This window comes from Halarchaeum nitratireducens (assembly GCF_014647155.1).
GTDB classification, from domain to species: Archaea; Halobacteriota; Halobacteria; order Halobacteriales; family Halobacteriaceae; genus Halarchaeum; species Halarchaeum nitratireducens.
Genome location: NZ_BMOQ01000006.1, coordinates 24079 through 44398, shown reverse-complemented (window position 1 = coordinate 44398; position 20320 = coordinate 24079). Strand labels below are relative to the sequence as shown.

Genomic DNA, 20320 nt, shown 5'->3' with positions numbered 1-20320 from the left:
TCAGGCCTCGTAGGCTTCCTGCGCGAGCCGGTGGAGCTTGTGGACGGTGTGCTCGTTCGGGCCGAGTTGGGCCTGCGCGAGCGCGCCCGAGCGCAGCCCCTCGTACTGGCGCTCGACCAGCTCGAAGTCCTCTTCTTGGAGCTGACGGCTCGTCTGGACGAACTTCTCCTCCTCGTCGGTGAGTTCGGAGTCACGGAAGTAGTAGTCGGCGACGAGCTGGAAGCGACCCTCATCGATCGGATCGATGATGTACGTCCCGTACCCGTCGGCGGTGCCGTACATGTTTACAGTGAAGTTCGGCCAGAAGTAGTAGAACTTCGCCTCGTGTTCCTCGTGGATGCGCATTTCGTCGTCGACGTCCTCCTTATGCTGGTAGTGGAGGATCCAGTGGTAGTCGTTGACTTCGAGTTCGGACTCCATGAGTTCGAGGCCGCGCACCCAATCCTGGTGGTTCGCCTGACAGTGATCGCACTCGGAGTAGTTCCCGCTGAAGGTCTTCCAGTTGCACTCGACCTCGGAGACGTAGCGCCGCGCGTGCTCGTACTCCCCGAGCGGGAGGGCTTCGAGTTCGTCCTTCATCGAGCCGGCCTGCTCGGCGAGCGTGAGGTCGGGGTCGTCCTGGAAGTTGACGAAGACGAGCGGGCCGATCGAGTCCAGGTTCACCTCCATGAGGCCGTTCTCCGCGGGGTCGAGTTCGCGGACGGCGTCGTCGTCGAGGTCGGGGTTGAGGCTGGCCTCCTCGAAGCTCTTCGGCGTGCTCGCGAGGTCGCCGTCGAGCTCGTACGCCCACAGGTGGTAGGGGCAGGTGATGCGGCTGAGACTCCCCGGATCCGTCATCGGGGTGTCGTCGAGCATCTTCGAGCCGCGGTGCGCACAGACGTTGTAGAACGCCCGGACGCCGCCCTCGTCGTCCCGCGTGACGATGATCTGTCTGTCGCCGATCGTCCGCGTGAAGTAGTCGCCGCGCTCGGGGATGCGGTTCGCGTGGCCCGCGTAGACCCAGTAGCGCCCGAAGACCTTCTCCTTCTCCATCTCGTGGACGTCGGGGTCGGTGAAGTACTGCGCCGGGAGCGCGTTCGTCTCTTCGGTGATGTCAGCGCTGACCGCGCCGATCTCGTCGTGGCCGTCGTTCCACCGTGTCATGGGCGAATGGAGCACACACGACGTAAAAATGGTTCGCCGGGAATACGTCACCCGTATAAGTATTGGTCGGAACGACCACCGAACGGGCTCCGAGACGCCTCTCTCGGTGGACGGATAAGGAGTTCAGAGTGCAGGGTGAACAATCAAGTCGGACGCCATCGAAAGGCGGGAGACGATGACTGCGACAGACCGATACGACGCGATCGTCGTCGGCGTCGGCGGCATGGGGAGCGCGAGCGCCTACCACCTCGCCGAGCGCGGCCTCGATGTCCTCGGCCTCGAACGCTACGATGTCCCGCACACGAAGGGCTCCTCGCACGGGATCACGCGGATCATCCGGCGCGCCTACTACGAACACCCCTCGTACGTGCCGCTCGTCGAGCGCGCGTACGACCTCTGGGACGAGCTCGCGGCGGAGACCGGCCGCGACGTCATCCACCGGACGGGCTCGATCGACGCCGGACCCGCGGACGATCAGGTGTTCGCGGGCTCGAAGCGCTCCTGCGAGGAGCATGACATCCCACACGAGGTGTTGTCGGGCGCGGCGGTGAACGAGCGCTTCCCCGGCTACGACCTCCCGGAGGACTACCGAGCCGTGTACCAGGCGGACGGCGGGTTCGTCGTCCCCGAGCAGGCGATCGTCGGCCACACGGAGGCCGCCCAGGCGCGCGGCGCGGAGATACGCGCCCGCGAGCGCGTCGAGGATTGGGCGGAGACGAACGACGGGGGCGTCCGCGTCCGGACGGACCGCGGCGTCTACGTCGCGGACTCGCTCGTGCTCGCCGCGGGCGCGTGGACCCACACGCTCGCGGACGCCCTCGACGGGCTCGCGGTGCCCGAGCGCCAGGCGCTCGCGTGGTTCCAGCCGGACGGGGACGCGCTCGATGACTACCGGCCGGAGTCGTTCCCGGTGTGGAACCTCAGCGTCCCCGAGGGGCGCTTCTACGGCTTCCCCATCCACGACGTCCCCGGGTTCAAACTCGGGAAGTACCACCACCGCGAGGAGACCGTGGACCCGGACGACTTCGATCGGGAGCCGAATCGGGCGGACGAGGCCGTGCTCCGCGACGTCACGGAGAAGTACTTCCCGAGCGCGGCGGGACCGACGATGCGCCTCTCGACGTGCATGTTCACGAACTCGCCCGACGAGCACTTCATCCTCGATACGCTCCCCGACCACCCGCAGGTCGCGGTCGGCGCGGGGTTCTCCGGGCACGGCTTCAAGTTCGCGAGCGCCATCGGCGAGGTGCTCGCCGACCTCGCCGTCGACGGCGAGAGCGACCACGACATCGACATGTTCTCGCTCGACAGATTCGACTGATCGTCCATAGATACCACATATACCAACCAATCTAGGACGCTAGAATCCAATTTGGTCCCTTTCTGTCCCACTATGTCATAAACACCCTCGCATCTTCTGCCAAAGGGTTATGTGTCATGCTACCGACCTGCGTTCCGTACGCGTGACACCGACACGTACGATTCGATCGAGACGGAGTGCCGCCGAGACACGCCGGACGACTCAGTGAACACGACGAGGGACGAACCCATGATACAGTCAGCAGACAGCGACGACCAAGAGCGGAGGGCGTAACGATGTCGAACAGCGACGACGCGAGCGACGGCGTCTCGAAGGGACTACAGGTGGACCTCTTCCACCCGGAGACCGAGCGCGAACCCGGCGACGGGAACATCCAGAAGTGGGGCTTCGATGTTCACCCCGTCGTTTTCCCGGCCGCGCTCCTCATCATCGGGCTGTTCGTCGTCGTGACGCTCGTGCTCGGACAGCAAGCTGCGACCGTCTACTCCGACATTCGCGGCTTCTTCGAGGGGAACTTCGGGTGGTTCTACCTCCTCTCGGTGAACATCTTCATCGTCACGCTCCTCTTCTTCGCCGTCAGCAAGTACGGGAAGATCCGACTCGGCGGCGTCGAAGCCGAGACGGAGTTCAGCACGTTTTCGTGGATGGCCATGCTGTTCAGCGCCGGCATGGGTATCGGACTGATGTTCTACAGCGTCTCCGAACCGCTCTACTACGTCTCGAACGTCCCCGGCTTCTACAGCGCCGAAGCCGGCACCGGCGAAGCCGGCATCGCCGCGGTGACGCAGACGTTCTTCCACTGGGGATTCCACCCGTGGGCGATATACGGCCTCGTCGGGCTCGGCCTCGCGTTCTTCTCGTTCAACCGCGGGCTCCCGCTGACGTTCCGCTCGATCTTCTGGCCGCTCCTCGGCGAACGCATCTACGGCTGGCCCGGCCACGTCATCGACCTCGTCTCGGTGTTCGCGACGCTGTTCGGCCTCGCGACCTCGCTCGGCCTCGGCGTCGCCCAGATCAACACCGGTCTCTCCTACATCCTCGGGAGCAGCATGCTCGGGGTCGCGAACGTCCCGACCGGAACCATCCCACAGATACTGCTCATCGTCGCGATCACGCTCATCGCCACCGCGTCCGTCGCCGCCGGTCTCGACGCCGGTGTCAGACGTCTGAGCACGCTGAACGTCTACCTGATGTTCACGCTGCTCGGCTTCCTCCTCATCGTCGGCCCGACAATCTTCATCTTCAGCACGTGGGTGCAGGGCCTCGGCGCGTACTTCGGAGACCTCCTCACGCTCTCCTTCTTCACGGGCGCGCTCGGCGAGGGCGCAACGACCGTCCACGCCTGGACGGTGTTCTACTGGGCGTGGTGGATCGCGTGGTCGCCGTTCGTCGGGATGTTCGTCGCGCGCATCTCGAAGGGGCGGACGATCCGCGAGTTCGTCCTCGGCGTGCTCGTCCTCCCATCGCTGTTCTCCACCATCTGGCTCGCCGCGTTCGGCGGCAGCGGCCTCTTCAACACCCTGATGGGGAACGGCTCCGTGCTCGCGACGTACAATGACGTCGGGCAGACGGTCGCGATGTTCGCGATGCTGGACCAGTTCCCGATCGGCGCGATATCGGGACTGGTCGCGGTCCTGCTCGTCGTGACGTTCTTCGTGACGTCCTCGGACTCGGGGTCGCTCGTCGTCGACCACCTCACCTCCGGCGGGAAGCACGACGTCCCGCGCGCCCAGCGCATCTTCTGGGCGATGACCGAGGGCGGCGTCGCCGCGCTCCTGCTCTACGGCGGCGGGGAGGCGAGCCTCAACGCCCTCCAGACCGCCGCCATCGCCACCGGCTTCCCGTTCGCCATCATCCTCGTCGTGATGTGCTACACCGTCTACCTCGGCCTCAAGAACGAGTACGACGTCCTCGCCTCCGAGGAGTTCAAGGAGCGCATCGACGAGATGACCGACGAGGAGTTCGACATCAACACCTCCGGCACGGAGGTGGTGACGGACATCCGCGACACCGGCGCCGACGTCAGCGACGACTGACCGCACCAGACAGGCATCGACGCGGGTCGCCACGCGGCGCCCGTACTCGACTATCACCGCAGTACCTATCATTCCGCGCTCCGACATGACCGATACAGTAACCGTCCTCCGCGCCGGCGCGCTCGCCGTCGTCGTCGCGCTCTTCGGCGCCGGACTCGTACTGATGACGCGAGAACAGTTCCCGTTCGCCGGGCTCAGCTTCCTCGGCGCGAGCGTCCTCATCTACCTGCGCGAATCGCGCCTCTGAGCGCGGACTCGACTCCGGGAGACGGCGTCATCATCAGTCCAGCTCGGTGCGTGCACTAGCGCGCGTCGGCGTCCATCCGCTTCGAGACGACGGGAATCGTCGTCGAGCGCACGACCTTGTCGGTCGTGCCGCCGAGGACGTTCCCGAGTTTCCCGCGGTAGGCCGACCCCATCACGATGACGTCCATCTCCTCGTCCTCGGCATAGGAGATGATCTTGTCGCTGACCGAGCCGCTGCGCATCTCGGTCACGCAGTCGACGCCGTGCTCGGCGGCCAACGCCTCGACCTCGGCGAGCGTGTCGGCGCCGTGCTTGCGGTACTCCTCGCGGAGCGCCTCCTCGTCCTCCCGGAGGGAGAGCGAACGCGGGACGCCGGGGAGGTCGACGACGTAGAGCGCGTGGACGGTCGAGCCGAGCTCGGCGGCGAGCTCGATACCGTGTCGCGCGCCCATCTCCCCCTCGTCGCTCCCGTCGTACGGAATTAGCATCTCGTCGTACATACTCGGCTACGTGGGCGTTTCAGACAGCATTCGTAAAACGATTGTGCCGAAAGACTATCCGAATGAGCCCCAATACCTCACCGAATATTCTGTTCTACCACTCGCGGGCCCCGGATGTTGCTCGGGGTACGTATAGGGCACAGATTATACACCCGGAAAGATATACCCGGAGACGACCCTCGTCTGCATGGTACATGAACACAGGGTCTACGCTCCCGGAGCGCGCCGACACGGTCATCGTCGGCGCCGGATGCGTCGGCTGTAGCGCCGCCTACCACCTCGCAGAGATGGGGCGCGAGGACGTCGTCGTCGTCGACCGCGGGCCGCTCTTCGAGACCGGCGGGTCGACCTCGCACGCGCCCGGGCTTGTCTTCCAGACCACCGGGAACAAGCTCATGGCGAACATGGCGTCCTACACGCGCGACCTCTACGACAGCTTCGGTGACTTTCGCACCTGCGGCGGCGTCGAAGTCGCCTATACGGAGGACCGCTGGGCATTCCTCAAGCGCAAGCGCGAGTGGGGGCGCTCCTTCGGCCTCGAAGGCGGCGAGCTCCTCTCCGCCGAGGAGGTCGTCGCGGAAGTCCCGCAGGTCGACGAGGACGCGATCCTCGGCGGGTACTACCTCCCCTCGGACGGGAAGGCGGACGCCATCAGCGCCTCCGCCTCCATGGCCGAGTACGCGCGGGACCGGGGCGTCGAGTTCTACGGCAACACCGAGGTCACGGACATCGAGACGTCGGGCGGGAGCGTGGACGCGGTCGCGACCGAGAACGGCCGCATCGAGGCCGACGACGTGCTCGTCGCCACCAACATCTGGGGGCCGCTCCTCGGCGACGTGGTCGACACCGACATCCCGCTCGTCCCCTGCGCCCACCAGTACCTCGTCTCCGACGAGATCGATGCGCTCGAAGGCGCCGAGCGCGAGGTCGAACAGCCCCTGCTGCGCCACCAGGACCACTCGCTCTACTTCCGCCAGCACGGCGAACGCTACGGCATCGGTTCGTACAACCACGCGCCGCTCCTCGTCGAACCCGAGGACATCTACGGCCCGGAGAGACTCGACGACCTCGGCCTCGAGTACCCCTCCCTCCGGGAGTTCACCGAGGAGCACTTCTACGAGAACACCCACCCCGACCACGACCGGACGGCGTACGACGCCGCGAGCGAACTCGTCCCCGCGCTCGGTGACTGCGAGTGGACCTCGCAGATAAACGGGATGTTCTCCTTCACGCCCGACGGGATGCCCATCCTCGGGCCCGACGAGGGCACCGACGGGCTCTGGTGGGCGCTCGCCATCTGGGTCACCCAGTCGGGCGGCGCCGGCAGCATCGTCGCTGAATGGATGGAGCACGGCACCCCGCGTCTCGACGGCGACGCCGTCGACGCGACCGGCGCGCACATCTCGCGCTTCCAGCCACACACCGGGAGCCACGAGTACACCTACGGCCGTGGCGCCCAGCAGTACCAGGAGGTCTACCAGCTCATCCACCCGCGCGAGCAGCCACGGAGCCAGCGCGACCTCCGCCGGGGCCCGTTCTACCACCGGCAAGCGGAGTTGGGGGCGGAGTTCTACGACAGCGACGGCTGGGAGGTGCCGCAGTGGTACGAAGTGAACGAGGGGTTACTCGGGGAGTACGACGTCCCGGACCGCCCGGAGTGGCTCGCACGCAACTGGTCGAAGGCTCACGGCGCCGAGCACCAGCACCTCCGCGAGAAGGTCGGAATGGTGGACATGACGACGTTCACCCCCATCGAGGTCGAGGGGTCAGGTGCCGAAGCCTTCCTCCAGGGCCTCCTGACGAACGACGTCGACGTCACGTCGGGGCGGATGCGCTACTCCGCGATGCTCGACGAGGACGGCGGCGTGCTCGCGGACCTGACGGTCGCGCGCTTCGCGGACGACCGCTACGTGCTGTTCACCGGCGGCGGGAGCTCCGCCACCCTCCACTCGCGGTGGATCACCGAGCACGCCCCCGACGACGGCTCGGTCGACGTCACCGTCCACGACTCGAGTCGGACCGGCATCGGGGTCTTCGGGCCCGACTCGCGGAACGTGCTCGTGGACCTCGTGGAAGCGGACCTCTCGAACGACGCGTTCCCGTTCTACTCCGCCCAGGAGACCTACCTCGGGAGCATCCCGGTGACGATGCTGCGCCTCTCGTACGCGGGCGAGCTCGGCTGGGAGATCTACGCGCCGACCGAGTACGGGGGTCGGCTCTGGGAGGCCATCGCCGACGCGGGCGAAGCCTACGACATCGCGCCGGTCGGGTGGGAAGCGCTCGACTCGACGAGCATGGAGAAGGGCTTCCGGCTCTGGGGGACGGACATCACGCCCGAGTACAATCCCTACGAGGCCGGCATCGGCTTCGCGGTCGACCTCGACACCGATTTCGTCGGGAAGGACGCACTCCTCGACGCCCGCGAGGACGGTATCGAGGAGCAGATCGTCCCCATCACGCTCGACGAGGAAGGGACGGTCATCGACGCCGGCCACCCGATACTCGTCGACGACGAGGTCGTCGCGTACGCCTGCCGCGCCGACTACGGCTACAGCATCGACGCCGGCATCGCGTACGCCTACCTCCCAACCGAGTACACCGATGTCGGCCGGTCCGTCGAGATCGAGTACGAGGGCGAGCGTTACGACGCCACAGTTCGCTCCGGCCCACTCTTCGACCCCGAGCGCGAGAAACTGCTCCGATAGAATCCGCGGCCCGCGACTCACGGCCCCCGCCCTGATGGTACCCGTCCGTCTCGACGACCGTTACGACCCCCGGAGTGGACCCGGCCGACACAACCACAATTTGTGGAATAACGTATGAAAGGTATCTGGGGTGTCGAGTCGATAGAACCACGGTAGCGTGGGTTTCGAGGCTTGAACAGGAGGATTCCCCAATCCACTATTTATAAATTCACAAAGCTTTTTGCGAACACTGGAGAGTCATTACCCATGGGAGGAGTCGAGCGAGGTAGCGACGACAAGCGAGTGAAGGGTGTGTTACGGTGTCCGCATTGCGGGGCCCACAGGGAGGACCAGGCGGCCGGAAACATCCCGCAGACCCAAGTCGACGAGTGCATCCCGACGGACGAGGACTGGAGCGTCGATCTCGTCAAGACGAGTCGCACTCGGACGATCATCTGCCAGAGCTGCGGGAAACCATTCAAGTGCATCTGGCGGTCGCTGACGCACTGGTGAGTCGCCCGTGAGATACACGATTCGCTGTCCGGTCGTAGCCGCGACCCAACTGGCGGTCACCGTCCGAGTGCGACGAGATAGTCGGTGACGCCCCGACAGACGTCCACGTCAGGACGCGAGACGTTCGGATGCACGTGACCACGGTGAGGTCCTCGCGGACGACACTACAGCGGACAGCACGGGGTGGGGGACGGCGTCGACTCGACGGGCGACGTCGGACCGCATCAAGCGAAGCGAGCGTGCATTGCACGCGAGCGGCGCGCACACGCGACGCCGAAGCGACGGACGAGGTCCCACAGTCCGTCGCCCGATTTTGTCAACCACACATAATTCTCCATCTAACCGTTTAGACGACTCATTCTTATATTTATGATTTTGTATCGGTCGAGTGCATCGACGCCTGTACCGTGATCAGCGTCGATCCACCGAGTGACGCCGTCGATCGGATCCCGAAGCTGACGAACGATCGGTTTGACGGGGCCGCACGCGTCGTTTAGCACCGATTGTCGTCGATCTCGAGACTCCCGGTCCGACCACGGGGCTGCCCGAAGTCGCCTGGTGGTGGGCCGTCGTTTCACTCGCCCCACGCGACTCCAGTCGAGCGCTCATCTACGATAAACAACAGTACAGCTAGCATATATTTAATCTGTTTGAACCGGCGTGGTGAGTCGGATGTCGAGCCGTCGCTGGCCCAGAGCCGCTCCCCGAGTACGCACCGACACGAATCGGTGGCGGTACGGGACGAATGGGGGCGTCCGATAGCCGTCTCGGTTCACAAATCGATCCGCGTCGCAGCACGCATGATCCGACCGGGCCACCGACCCCGACCACGCTCGATCGACGCTTCGTTCACCCAAGATGAACACTATTGGTTTACATCTATATCTTCGTAATCGAATGGGTTCGAGAGTGTAGCAGATGCTCACTCGGCTCCTCGGCACGTCCACTGTGGGGCAGCGATCGACGGGGAGTCGGTCATTCGTCCCTTCATACTGAACGCGAGTTTCGTGGGTTGACGTCCCGCGCCCGCTCGTTGCGGGTGGCGACACGGCGGCCTCGCGTTCGATCGATGTCCGTCCGTCTACGCGCGGACCGTCGGGAGCCCGATGGGGCGTCGGTGTCCAATGCAGAAGATTTACCATGACCGTTACTGACTGGGTAGATGCAATGGTCGACTACAACCAGCTAAGCGACCCGAACGCGGAGTACACGATGCGGGATCTCTCCGCGGAGACGATGGGCGTGACGAACGACCGAGGTGGGGTCCGGGACGTCGAGATCACGGACGTGCAGACGACGATGGTGGACGGCAACTACCCTTGGATCCTCGTTCGGGTGTACACGGACGCGGGCGTCGTCGGGACCGGCGAGTCGTACTGGGGTGGGGGTGATGCCGAGATCATCGAACGGATGGCGCCCTTCCTCGAGGGTGAGAACCCCCTCGACATCGACCGACTCTACGAACACCTCGTCCAGAAGATGAGCGGCGAGGGATCCATCTCCGGAAAGGTGATCTCGGCGATCTCCGGGATCGAGATCGCCCTCCACGACGTCGCCGGGAAGCTCCTCGACGTCCCCGCCTACCAGCTCGTCGGTGGGAAATACCGCGACGAGGTCCGCGTCTACTGCGACCTCCACACGGAGAACGAAGCCGACCCGCAGGCCTGCGCCGCGGAGGCCGAGCGCGTCGTCGAGGACCTCGGCTACGACGCGATCAAGTTCGATCTCGACGTCCCGAGCGGCCACGGGAAGGACCGCGCGAACCGCCACCTCCGCAACCCCGAGATCGACCACAAAGTCGAGATCGTGGAGGCGACGACGGAGGCCGTCGGTGACCGGGCGGACGTCGCCTTCGACTGTCACTGGTCGTTCACCGCGGGCAGCGCGAAGCGACTCGCGCGCGAGCTCGAACCGTACGACGTCTGGTGGCTCGAAGACCCCGTCCCGCCGGAGAACCACGACGTCCAGCAGAAAGTAACGGATTCGACGTCGACGCCGATCGCCGTCGGCGAGAACGTCTACCGGAAGTTCGGCCAGCGGACGCTTCTCGAACCGCAGGCGGTCGACATCGTCGCGCCCGACCTGCCCCGCGTCGGGGGGATGCGCGAGACCCGCAAGATCGCGGACATCGCGGACATGTACTACATCCCGGTCGCGATGCACAACGTCTCCTCGCCGATCGGGACGATGGCGTCCGCGCAGGTCGCCGCCGCCATCCCGAACTCGCTCGCTCTGGAGTACCACTCCTACGAACTCGGCTGGTGGGAGGACCTCGTCGAGGAGTCGAACCTCATCGAGGAGGGACGCATGGAGGTCCCCGAAGAACCCGGACTCGGCCTCACCCTCGACCTCGACGTCGTCGAGGAGCACATGGTCGCCGGTGAGACGCTATTCGACGAGGAGTGACCCGACTCGCCGGGCAAGCGATGCCTCGCGTCGCCCAACTCGACGAGGCGTAGCGAAACGGTACCTCATCGACTACCCGACACGCCTCGTCCTCGGGGTCGGCGCAGGGAGCGGGGCCGGCAGAATCGCTGTACTCGCGTCCGCGATCGAAAACGAGCTCGGCGATCGCGGCGTTACGTTTCCTCCTTCTCGCGCGTCTGAACGGTGACGAACCCGCCGAAGCCGAGGAGGACGCGCTGGATCCAATCGCCGAAGATCGCCTTCCCCGTCGGGGAGCGACGCCGGCCGGTGATGAAGACGTGGTCGGCGCCGTGGTCGTCGGCGGCGGCGAGTGTCGCCGTCCCGTAGCCGCCGTCGATGACTTCGACGACGACGTCGTACGAGATCTCGGTGTCACCCAAGACTCGTTCGACGTACTCGGAGAGGGCGTCCTCCGCGGCGTCGATGAACTCCTCCTCGTCGTCGTAGGTGATGCCTTCGACGCCGCCGAGGGCTTCGAACTTCTCGACACCCTCGCCCACGTCCCGCTCGGTGGCGAACGTCATCACTGTGAGCGGTGCGTCGGCACCACGTGCGTGCTCTTCGGCCTCGCGGAGGAGATCCGCGTGTGCGGGCGTCTCTTCGACGACGATCAGTCCTCGCTGCATACCCTCACCATCATTTTCGTGGTTGATAAGTGTGTTCCCGTCGCCGGGGGAAGACGTACTACCATATCCATAGTGTTTTTATACCACCCTCATTATTGTGGATGATGTAGAACTCCCATGCCAGCAGCACTCCCCGCCCTCACGGCGTTGGCTATTGGTGTCATAGTCGTCGTATTGCTACTCGTCGTCTTGGATCTCCCGGCGTTCGTCGGCCTCGTCATCTCGGCGTTCACCGTCGGACTGGTGAACGCTCTCCTCATGCCCGACGTCGCGTTCGGATCCATACCCGGCGACGTCGCGACCGCGTTCGGGAACAACATGGCCGGAATCGGTATCCCCATCCTGATGGCCGCGATCATCGGGAAATCGATGACCGAATCCGGGGCGGCGAACCGCGTCGTTCGCTCGTTCCAGTCGCTGGTCTCCGATGACAACGCCGACTTCGCCCTCTGGGGAAGCAGCACCGTGCTGGCCATCCCGGTGTTCTTCGACAACGTGTTCTACCTCATGGCGCCGCTCGCACGCTCGATGCGTGCGCGCATCGGGGATAACTACGCCCTCTACATCGCCGTCGTCGGCGGCGGTGGCACGGCCGCGCACGCGTTCATCCCCCCGACTCCTGGCCCGCTCGCCGTCGCACAAAAGCTCGGCGCGGGAGAGTCGATCCTCGGCATGACGATCGTGGTCGGTCTCGCGACCGCCATCCCCGCTGCACTCATCGCCGGCGTCGCGTACGGTCGCTTCATTAACGAGCGCGTGGACATTCCGCTTCGAGAGTCCATGGGCACGACCGCAGAGGACCTCGAGAACCAGGCCCAGAAACCGATCGAGAGCCTGCCGGGCTTCTTCGAGTCCCTGCTCCCGATCCTCGTCGCCGTCCTCTTCATCGCCGCCGGGACCTTCGTCGATACCTTCTCCGGTAGCTACCCGTCGCTTCAGGCCCTCGATCCGCTCACGAACTTCATCGGGGACGCGAACTTCGCACTCACCGTCGCGGCGATGGTCGCCGCCATCACCTACCTCCGCATGGACGACTTCCCGCGCCAGATCTGGCAGGACGAGCTCACCGAGGCGCTCCAGAACGGTGGGAACATCGCCGCGATCACCGCGGCCGGCGGTGCGTTCGGTGCGATGCTCGCGGCCTCCGGCATCGGGATGGTGATCGCGAACGCGCTCAGTGGCCTCGGTATCGGCCTGCTCATTACGGCGTGGCTCATCGCCGCCATCGTCCGCATCGCGCAGGGTTCGGCCACCGTCGCGATGATCACGACCGGCGGGATCATGGCACCGCTGGTGCCCGAGCTCACCGTCCACCCCGCCTACCTCGTCATGGCCATCGGCGCCGGCGGGATCACGACGTCGTGGTACAACGACTCCGGCTTCTGGATCGTCAAGGAGATCGGCGGTCTGACGCAGTCCGAGACGTTCAAGACGTGGACCGCGGTCACCTCGATCCTCTCCGTGGCCGCCCTGATCATCGTCCTCGTCTACTCCACGATTCTCCCGCTCGCCTGACGGCCGTTCGCCCCCTCTTTGCTGACGCCGCTCGTCCCTCCACCGACGCCGCCTTTTACACTACGAGTCCGTCGGCCGGTGGCGTGCCGGCGATCCCGCGTCGTCTCCGAGCGTCCGACGATCGCCTATCGCGGGCGTCCCCGCACTCCCGGCACGCCGATCGTACTCGCACGTCCGTTACCGCGTGCGCGGACCGCCTCTCCCGCGCCCCGTCACGTTGCGGCTCGATCGTTCGACTGGAGTGAACCCCGTCGTCTCTCGTCCGCTGAGTTATTGACGGGAGTATACACGTAAGACCGGGCGATTTCCGCCCGTTCGGGAGACGGCGCGTTCACCGTCTACGGATCACCGGCGCTGCGATGGACTGGCCGCGTCGTCGCACGACGGCGCGAACACGTCGCTACCCCCACTCGACACTATCCTCACTCGTATCCCGTCTGACCGACATCTCGTTCATACTGAGTGAACGGTTTTCGTGGCAGGGCGACGCATGCCGAGACCGAAAGACCCCTTTGTAATGACGTCCAATGGGATATCGTATGGTAGATACACGCCAGAATTACGTCGGAGGGGAGTGGGTCGCAGCGAGCACGGGAGACACCGTCGACGTGACCGATCCCGCGAACCCGAGCGACGTCGTCAACACCTACCAGCAGTCGAGCGCCGCCGACGCCGCCGACGCCGTCGACGCCGCGGCCGCCGCCGCGGACGAGTGGGAAGCTACGCCCGCGCCCCAGCGCGGCGACGTCCTCCGACGGGCCGGCGACATCCTCGCCGACCGCAAGGAAGAGCTGACCGAACTCCTCACCGCCGAGGAGGGGAAGACGCACGCCGAGGCCGGCGGCGAGGTCCAGCGGGCGATCGACATCTTCCACTACTACGCCGGCAAGACGCGCGACATGGGCGGCGACGTCAAGTCCGCGAGCGGGACGGGGACGAACCTGTACACGGTCGACGAGCCGGTCGGCGTCGTCTCCCTCATCACGCCGTGGAACTACCCTATCGCGATCCCCGCGTGGAAGATGGCGCCCGCGCTCGCCGCCGGGAACGCCGTCGTCATCAAGCCCGCGTCCGTCGCCCCCGGGCCGGCACACGCCATCGTCGAGGCGCTCGACGAGGCCGGCATCGCCGACGGCGCGGTCAACCTCGTCACGGGTCCCGGAAGCGAAGTCGGGACCGAGCTCGCCACGCACGACCGCGTCGACGCCGTCTCCTTCACCGGGAGTAGCCAGGTCGGGAACACGGTCTACGAGCAGGCGACGGACGACCAGAAGCGCGTGCAGATGGAGATGGGTGGCAAGAACCCCACCCTCGTCATGGACAGCGCCGACGTCGCCGACGCCGCCGACATCGTCGCCGGCGGCGCGTTCGGCGTGACCGGGCAGGCGTGCACGGCCACGTCGCGCGCCATCGTCCACGAGGACGTCTACGACGACTTCGTCGACGCCATCGTCGAGCGCGCCGAGAGCATCGAGATCGGCCCCGGCAACGAGTACGAGATGGGCCCGCAGGTCTCCGAGTCCGAGCTCGAGGGGACGCTCGAATACATCGACATCGCCGCCGACGAGGGCGCCGAACTCGCCGCGGGCGGTAGTCAGCCCACCGGCGATCGCTTCGGCGACGGCTACTACGTCGAGCCGACGGTCTTCACCGACGTCGATCGCGACATGCGGATCGCCCAGGAGGAGGTCTTCGGTCCCGTGCTCGCCGTGATCTCCGTTTCGAGCTACGAGGAGGCCCTGGAGGTCTGTAACGACGTCGAGTACGGGCTGGCCGCCAGCATCGTATCGAACGACCACTCCGAGATCAACCGCTTCACGCGCGACGTCGAGGCCGGCGTCGTGAAGATCAACGAGGCGACGACCGGTCTCGAACTCCACGTGCCCTTCGGTGGCTTCAAGAACTCCTCGAGCGAGACGTGGCGCGAACAGGGCGACGCCGGGCTCGATTTCTACACGATCTCGAAGACCGTCTACGAGAACTACTGAGGCGCCCCTCTCGACGCCCCCATCGTCCGTTTCTCTCGATTTTTACCGAACGACCGACCTCGCGCGTCGCCTCGACGTTTCGTCGTCCCGATCGTCGCGGAGCCGAACGCGCGAGGCCGCCCCGTTAGAACGCGCTGTCCGCGAAGCCGCCGTCGACGGTGATGACTTCGCCGGTGACGTACGACGACGCGTCGCTCGCGAGATAGACCGCCGCACCGACGATCTCGTCGCGGCGGGCGACGCGACCGAGTATCGCGCGTTCGTCGATGCGTTCGCGCTTCTCCGTCCCCTCGGCGTACGTCTCCGCGTTCTGCGGCGTGATGACGAACCCGGGTGCGATGGCGTTGACGCGGACGTCGGGACCGAGCTCCTTCGCGGCCGCACGCGTGAACGCCTCGACGCCGCCCTTCGCCGCCGCGTACGCCGGGAGGTTCGCCATCGAGAGCCGAGCCGCCAGCGACGAGATGTTGACGATGCTCCCGCCGTCGTCGATCGCGGGCGCGAACGCCTGCGTGACGCGGCGGACGCCGTCGAGCGCGACGTCGGTCACGAAGTCCCAGTCCGCGTCGTCGATGCCGAGCACGGTCTCCCGAGAGATCGCGCCCTGTGAGGCGACGACGATGTCGATCCCGCCGAGGGCTTCGACGGCGGCCTCGCGGACGTCGGCGAGCGACTCCGAGTCGGTGACGTCACAGGTGACGCGGACCGTCTCGGCTCCGCGCGCCTCGATCGCGTCGCTCGTCTCCGCGACTTTCTCCTCGCTCCGACTCGTCGCGACGACGTCCGCGCCCTCGCTCGCAAAGCCGAGCGCGATCGCCTGTCCGATCCCGCTCGTCCCGCCCACGACGACCGCGCGCTTGTCGGCGACACTCACCGGTGTGTGCTCGTACTCGACCATACCAGTGCTGCGGAAACGTACTACATTATCGTTGTGGAATCCCGAAGATTGACGCGTATCCTATAGAGTTATGGTCGATGGTTACTGACCTGTCTGTATGCGAGGATTGGCGAAAGTAGAGCGGACAGCTGGCGCGCTAGAGCTCATCGACCGCGAGCGTCCCACGCCCGCCGCCGACGAGGCGCTCGTCGAGGTGGAGTACGCCGGTCTCTGCGGGAGCGACGCCGGTATTTACGAGTTCGAGTCGGCGTTCGAGCGCATGGACCTCCCGAACGTCATCGGGCACGAGTACTGCGGCACCGTCGTCGAGACCGGTGAAGACGTCACCGAGTTCGCCGCCGGCGACCGCGTCGTCGAGCGGCCGATCCGGGGCTGTGGCGAGTGTTATCAGTGTCGCATCGGCGAGTCGAACGTCTGCCAGGACGCGGTCATCACCGGCGTCGACCACGACGGCGCGTACGAACGCTACATCGCCGTCCCCGAAGACGCCCTCCACCCCGTCCCGGACGACGTGCGGTCGAAACACGCCGCCGTCGTCGAACCGACGAGCATCGCCGCGCGCGCCGTCATCGAGAACTCGCGCGTCGGCCCCGGTGACCGCGTGCTCGTCGAGGGCCCGGGTCCCATCGGGCAGTTGACCGCGCAGGTCGCGCGCGCGCAGGGCGGGGACGTCGTCGTCTCCGGCGTCGGCCCGGACACCGACTATCGACTCCCGCTCGCGTGCGAACTCGGGTTCGAGACGGTGACCGTCGGCGAGGACATGGCCGAGAAGCGCGCAGAAGTCACCGACGGCGTCGGCTACGACGTCGTCTTCGACACGACCGGGCACCCCTCCGGCCTGACGACCGCCGTCGAGCAAGTCCGGAAGGGCGGCCAGATCGTGCTCGTCGGCCAGACCGGCGAGACGACGATGCCGTACTCGCCGCTCGTCCGCTCCGAGATCGACCTCCAGTGCTCGTACGCGTCGATGTACGAGGACTTCGAACGCGCGCTACGCATGATCAGGAGTCGGGAGGTGGATGCACAGACGTTCATCGACGACCGCTTCTCGCTGCTCGACGCCGACGAGGCCTTCGACGCGTTCGTCGACGGCCAGACGGTCAAACCCGTCTTCGACGTCTCCGAGCTCTACGACTGAATCCGCCGAAGGACGCGCTGGCCCGTGGACGCGTCCCGTGACGCGCGTCGTAAGCGCGTCGTGAGAGAGACCACGTGCCGTCCCGAACCCCGAGGGACCCGACGGCCGCTCGAACGGACCTTCAGACCGTGCGGACGCCGTTCGTGAGCGTGCCGATTCCCTCGATGTCGATCGACACGACGTCGCCCGCGGTGAGGTCGAAGCCCTCGTCCGGCACGATCGACGTCCCGGTGAGGAGGACGGCGAGTTCGGGAATCGCGTTGTGCCGCGTGTAGTAGTCGGCGAGCTCCTCGCAGGTGCGGACCATCTCGATCGTCGACGTCTCGTCCGCGTAGATCTCCACACCGTCGCGCGTGACCGACATGGACATCGAGAGATCGTGTGGATCGGGGATGTCGCCGGTGCTGACGATACAGGGACCGATCGAACAACACCGGTCGTATACCTTCGCCTGCGGGAGGTAGAGCGGGTTCTCACCCTCGATGTCGCGGCTGGAGACGTCGTTGCCGATCGTGTATCCGACGACGTCGCCCCGGTAGAGGACGATCCCCAGTTCGGGTTCGGGGACGTTCCACTCGGAGTCCGCGCGGACGCCGACATCCTCGTTCGGGCCGACGGTCCGTGACGGCGTCGCTTTGAAGAACACCTCCGGCCGCTCGGCGTCGTAGACGTCGACGTACATGTCGGGCGTGTCGCTCTCCGCTTGCCGCGCCTGCTCGCTGATCTGGTACGTGACGCCCGCCGCCCACACCTCTTCGGGGACGACGGGGAGGTCGCGATCGGACGCGACGTCGCCGGCGTCGATCTCGGGTGCGTCGTCGAGCACATCGGCCGCGAGGGCGTCGATCGAGGCGTCGGCGACCGACGCGGAGCGAGCGAGATCACGGAACCCCTCGAGTTCGGGCTTGGCGGCTGTGAGGTCGTAGTAAGCCCCGTCGGTTTCGGCGACGAGGTGACTCTCGGAACCTCGCATTAGCTGCTGGTAACGCATGCTGGGTACATGTTCGGTCCCGGTCTTAGCTCTTGTGTTGCTGAGAGACGTCTCGGATACGGATCCAGTTGCCGTCGCCCGTTCGATCGGACTACGGGCCGGGCGCTGGGGCCGGATCGGGTCTCGGCCACCAAGCTTTATCGCGCCGCCGTGGGTGTCTCACGTATGGCACCCGAGATCACCCGAATCGACAGCACCGAATTCGCGTACGAGCTGGCGGACGTGGGGACGGACGAACACGGGTTCAATCTCGTCTACGAACCCGGGTCGACGACGACGCGCAAACTGTTCGCGCTCCGTGTGCACACGGACACCGGAATCACCGGCGAGTACGTCGGGGGGAACTCCCCGGGAGCGGCGCAGGTGAACATGTTCGCCGACTATCTGATCGGCGAGAACCCCCTCGAACGGGAGAAACACTGGAGCGAGATCAAACGCGCCCTCCGGAAGTACGATCGAATGGGAATCGGTCCCGTCGACATCGCGCTGTGGGACTTCGCCGGGAAGTATTACGACGCACCGATTCACGAACTCCTCGGGACCTATCGGGAGCGAATCCCCGCGTACGCCTCCACGTATCACGGCGACGAGCACGGCGGCCTCGACTCGCCCGCGGCGTTCGCCGAGTTCGCCGAGGAGGCGCGCGAACAGGGGTACGCGGGGTTCAAGATCCACGGCTGGGGCGGCGGCGACGCCGCGCGCGACCTCTCGCGCGAGATCGACGCGGTCCACGCGGTCGGGGACGCCGTCGGCGACGAGATGGACTTGATGCACGACCCGGCCTGCGAACTGGAGACGTTCGCGGACGCGCTGAAACTCGGGCGCGCGCTCGACGAGGAGGGGTTCTTCTGGTACGAAGATCCCTTCCGGGACGCGGGGATCAGCCAACACGCCCATCGGAAGCTCCGGCAGAAGCTCGACACGCCGATCCTCCAGACCGAACACATTCGCGGGCTCGAGATCAAGTCCGACTTCGCCGCCTCGGAGTCGACCGACTTCCTTCGCGCGGATCCCGAGTACGACGGCGGCATCACGGGCGCGATGAAGGTGGCACGCGTCGCCGAAGGGTTCGGGATCGACACGGAGTTCCACGCGCCCGGCCCCGCACAGCGTCACTGCATCGCGGCCACCCGCAACGCCAACTACTACGAGATGGCGCTCGTCCACCCCGACGCGGCGAACACGACCCCGCCGATCTACGCCGACGGCTACGAGGATCAGTTCGAGACGGTCGACGACGACGGAACCGTTCCCGTCCCGGATGGGCCGGGGCTCGGCGTCGCGTACGACTGGGACTACATCGAAGCGAACAGTACCGGCAGCCGTCACGTCTACGACTGACCCACCACGCCGTTTCGCGTCACCGTGAGTGAAGGCGGGCGAGCGCGTGTTCCGAACCGGGGGCAATTCGCCGTCGACTCCCGTTCACTCTGTCTGAACGACCGTGTTGACGGCGGGCGCGTCGGCCGCGTCTACGAGTAAGTCATGTTGAGCTCGACCACGTTGGCGGTGTCGCGAAGCGCGTCCGGGATCTCGGTATCGAAGCGCTCACCCTGCATCCGGCTGGTCGGCCCGGACACGCTGATCGCGCCGACGATCTCTTGCTCCGACGTCGTGATCGGCGCCGCGACGCAGCGGAGGCCGTCTAGTCGCTCCTGTCGGTCGTACGCGTACCCCCGTTCTCGGATCGTCTCGAGTTCCTCGTACAGCTCCCCGCGGTCCGTGACCGTCTGCTCGGTGCGCGAGGGCATCCCCATCATGTCGAGGATCTGCTCGACGCGCTCCTCCGGCGTGTGTGCGAGGATCGCCTTCCCGAGCGCCGTGCAGTGGAGGTGCACCTGCATCCCGGCGTGCGTGTCGAGATGAACCGCCTCGTCGCCCCGCGCGAGGTACAGATAGACGCCGCGGCCGTACTCCTCGACCGAGAGGTTGACCAACTCGCCGGTCTGCTCCGCGAGCGCGTCGATCTCCGGCCGCACGATGTCGTAGATCTTGAGGCGGTTACGGGAGTACTCGCCCAGCTTCAAGAACCGCAGGCCCACGTTGTACTCCCCGTCCGCCTTCACGACGTACTCGATGTCACGGAGCGTATCGAGGTGGTTGTGAACCGTGCTCTTCGGGAGGTCGAGTTCGGTCGCGAGCTCGGTAACGCCCGCACCGTCCAGTCGAACGAGCGCCTCTACGATCGCGATGCTCGTCCGGGTCGCCTGAACCGTCGAGTTCTGTGTTCCCATGCTCCGGGTCTTCTACGCATACCCACTTATGTCTGTTCACCCTAGTGGGACACCCGTTCC

At 65.9% G+C, this 20320-nt stretch carries 16 protein-coding genes; 10 read left to right on the top strand and 6 right to left on the bottom strand.

The genetic code is table 11. The features are described 5' to 3' along the window. On the bottom strand, positions 1-1143 hold the full coding sequence (locus IEX91_RS11085) for an aromatic ring-hydroxylating oxygenase subunit alpha (RefSeq protein ID WP_188879006.1): 1143 nt from the start codon (positions 1141-1143) through the stop codon (positions 1-3). Positions 1144-1318: 175 nt separating this feature from the next. Here IEX91_RS11085 and solA point away from each other — a divergent pair, with 175 nt between their 5' ends. The 3 genes from solA to IEX91_RS11070 all read left to right on the top strand — a co-directional run bounded on the left by solA (position 1319) and on the right by IEX91_RS11070 (position 4747). Next, complete coding sequence (solA, locus tag IEX91_RS11080) at positions 1319-2464, top strand: N-methyl-L-tryptophan oxidase (RefSeq protein WP_188879004.1); 1146 nt, start codon at positions 1319-1321, stop codon at positions 2462-2464. Positions 2465-2739: 275 nt separating this feature from the next. After that, on the top strand, positions 2740-4500 hold the full coding sequence (locus IEX91_RS11075; RefSeq protein WP_188879003.1) for a BCCT family transporter: 1761 nt from the start codon (positions 2740-2742) through the stop codon (positions 4498-4500). A gap of 85 nt (positions 4501-4585) precedes the next feature. Then, complete coding sequence (locus IEX91_RS11070) at positions 4586-4747, top strand: hypothetical protein (RefSeq protein WP_176969903.1); 162 nt, start codon at positions 4586-4588, stop codon at positions 4745-4747. Between the two features lie 55 nt (positions 4748-4802). Here IEX91_RS11070 and IEX91_RS11065 read toward each other — a convergent pair whose 3' ends face one another. Continuing rightward, positions 4803-5246, bottom strand: coding sequence for a universal stress protein (locus IEX91_RS11065; RefSeq protein ID WP_188879002.1), 444 nt, complete (start codon positions 5244-5246; stop codon positions 4803-4805). Positions 5247-5440: 194 nt separating this feature from the next. Between IEX91_RS11065 and IEX91_RS11060 the strand changes: the two genes are divergently transcribed. From IEX91_RS11060 to IEX91_RS11050, 3 genes are all read left to right on the top strand, one after another. Then, a complete protein-coding gene (locus IEX91_RS11060; RefSeq protein ID WP_188879001.1) occupies positions 5441-7951 on the top strand; it encodes a GcvT family protein in 2511 nt (836 codons plus the stop codon). A 246-nt stretch (positions 7952-8197) separates the two neighbouring features. Further along, entirely contained in the window at positions 8198-8443 is a 246-nt protein-coding gene (locus IEX91_RS11055) for a hypothetical protein (protein ID WP_188879000.1), read from the top strand. A gap of 1167 nt (positions 8444-9610) precedes the next feature. Further along, positions 9611-10849 (top strand): mandelate racemase/muconate lactonizing enzyme family protein, encoded by a 1239-nt coding sequence (locus tag IEX91_RS11050; RefSeq protein ID WP_188878998.1) that lies wholly within the window; start codon positions 9611-9613, stop codon positions 10847-10849. Positions 10850-11022: 173 nt separating this feature from the next. On the opposite strand, the gene IEX91_RS11045 is transcribed toward IEX91_RS11050, so the two are convergent. Next, positions 11023-11496, bottom strand: coding sequence for a universal stress protein (locus tag IEX91_RS11045; RefSeq protein WP_188878996.1), 474 nt, complete (start codon positions 11494-11496; stop codon positions 11023-11025). 117 nt (positions 11497-11613) lie between these two features. Between IEX91_RS11045 and IEX91_RS11040 the strand changes: the two genes are divergently transcribed. Together IEX91_RS11040 and xacF are read left to right on the top strand one after the other, a co-directional pair. Next, a complete protein-coding gene (locus IEX91_RS11040) occupies positions 11614-13011 on the top strand; it encodes a GntP family permease (RefSeq protein WP_188878994.1) in 1398 nt (465 codons plus the stop codon). 539 nt (positions 13012-13550) lie between these two features. Further along, a complete protein-coding gene (gene xacF / locus IEX91_RS11035) occupies positions 13551-14999 on the top strand; it encodes a 2,5-dioxovalerate dehydrogenase (protein ID WP_188878992.1) in 1449 nt (482 codons plus the stop codon). 124 nt (positions 15000-15123) lie between these two features. Here the strand turns inward: xacF and IEX91_RS11030 are convergent, their stop codons facing one another. Next, the gene (locus IEX91_RS11030) at positions 15124-15897 is read right to left on the bottom strand and encodes an SDR family NAD(P)-dependent oxidoreductase (RefSeq protein ID WP_188878991.1); all 774 of its coding nucleotides are present in this window, start codon (positions 15895-15897) and stop codon (positions 15124-15126) included. A gap of 97 nt (positions 15898-15994) precedes the next feature. On the opposite strand from IEX91_RS11030, the gene IEX91_RS11025 reads away from it, so the two are divergent. Then, the gene (locus IEX91_RS11025) at positions 15995-17035 is read left to right on the top strand and encodes a zinc-dependent alcohol dehydrogenase (RefSeq protein ID WP_188878990.1); all 1041 of its coding nucleotides are present in this window, start codon (positions 15995-15997) and stop codon (positions 17033-17035) included. Between the two features lie 121 nt (positions 17036-17156). On the opposite strand, the gene IEX91_RS11020 is transcribed toward IEX91_RS11025, so the two are convergent. Beyond that, positions 17157-18026, bottom strand: coding sequence for a fumarylacetoacetate hydrolase family protein (locus tag IEX91_RS11020; protein WP_188878989.1), 870 nt, complete (start codon positions 18024-18026; stop codon positions 17157-17159). Between the two features lie 165 nt (positions 18027-18191). Here IEX91_RS11020 and IEX91_RS11015 point away from each other — a divergent pair, with 165 nt between their 5' ends. After that, complete coding sequence (locus tag IEX91_RS11015; protein ID WP_188878987.1) at positions 18192-19367, top strand: enolase C-terminal domain-like protein; 1176 nt, start codon at positions 18192-18194, stop codon at positions 19365-19367. Positions 19368-19498: 131 nt separating this feature from the next. On the opposite strand, the gene IEX91_RS11010 is transcribed toward IEX91_RS11015, so the two are convergent. Continuing rightward, positions 19499-20260, bottom strand: a complete 762-nt coding sequence (locus IEX91_RS11010; RefSeq protein WP_188878985.1) for an IclR family transcriptional regulator — start codon at positions 20258-20260, stop codon at positions 19499-19501. Positions 20261-20320: the final 60 nt, after the last annotated feature.

What these genes read in the sequence shown, in the direction of transcription:
- IEX91_RS11085 (WP_188879006.1), bottom strand. Translation starts at nt 1,143, where the DNA reads ATGACACGGTGGAACGACGGCCACGACGAGATCGGCGCGGTCAGCGCT.
- solA (WP_188879004.1), top strand. Translation starts at nt 1,319, where the DNA reads ATGACTGCGACAGACCGATACGACGCGATCGTCGTCGGCGTCGGCGGC.
- IEX91_RS11075 (WP_188879003.1), top strand. Translation starts at nt 2,740, where the DNA reads ATGTCGAACAGCGACGACGCGAGCGACGGCGTCTCGAAGGGACTACAG.
- IEX91_RS11070 (WP_176969903.1), top strand. Translation starts at nt 4,586, where the DNA reads ATGACCGATACAGTAACCGTCCTCCGCGCCGGCGCGCTCGCCGTCGTC.
- IEX91_RS11065 (WP_188879002.1), bottom strand. Translation starts at nt 5,246, where the DNA reads ATGTACGACGAGATGCTAATTCCGTACGACGGGAGCGACGAGGGGGAG.
- IEX91_RS11060 (WP_188879001.1), top strand. Translation starts at nt 5,441, where the DNA reads ATGAACACAGGGTCTACGCTCCCGGAGCGCGCCGACACGGTCATCGTC.
- IEX91_RS11055 (WP_188879000.1), top strand. Translation starts at nt 8,198, where the DNA reads ATGGGAGGAGTCGAGCGAGGTAGCGACGACAAGCGAGTGAAGGGTGTG.
- IEX91_RS11050 (WP_188878998.1), top strand. Translation starts at nt 9,611, where the DNA reads ATGGTCGACTACAACCAGCTAAGCGACCCGAACGCGGAGTACACGATG.
- IEX91_RS11045 (WP_188878996.1), bottom strand. Translation starts at nt 11,496, where the DNA reads ATGCAGCGAGGACTGATCGTCGTCGAAGAGACGCCCGCACACGCGGAT.
- IEX91_RS11040 (WP_188878994.1), top strand. Translation starts at nt 11,614, where the DNA reads ATGCCAGCAGCACTCCCCGCCCTCACGGCGTTGGCTATTGGTGTCATA.
- xacF (WP_188878992.1), top strand. Translation starts at nt 13,551, where the DNA reads ATGGTAGATACACGCCAGAATTACGTCGGAGGGGAGTGGGTCGCAGCG.
- IEX91_RS11030 (WP_188878991.1), bottom strand. Translation starts at nt 15,897, where the DNA reads ATGGTCGAGTACGAGCACACACCGGTGAGTGTCGCCGACAAGCGCGCG.
- IEX91_RS11025 (WP_188878990.1), top strand. Translation starts at nt 15,995, where the DNA reads ATGCGAGGATTGGCGAAAGTAGAGCGGACAGCTGGCGCGCTAGAGCTC.
- IEX91_RS11020 (WP_188878989.1), bottom strand. Translation starts at nt 18,026, where the DNA reads ATGCGTTACCAGCAGCTAATGCGAGGTTCCGAGAGTCACCTCGTCGCC.
- IEX91_RS11015 (WP_188878987.1), top strand. Translation starts at nt 18,192, where the DNA reads ATGGCACCCGAGATCACCCGAATCGACAGCACCGAATTCGCGTACGAG.
- IEX91_RS11010 (WP_188878985.1), bottom strand. Translation starts at nt 20,260, where the DNA reads ATGGGAACACAGAACTCGACGGTTCAGGCGACCCGGACGAGCATCGCG.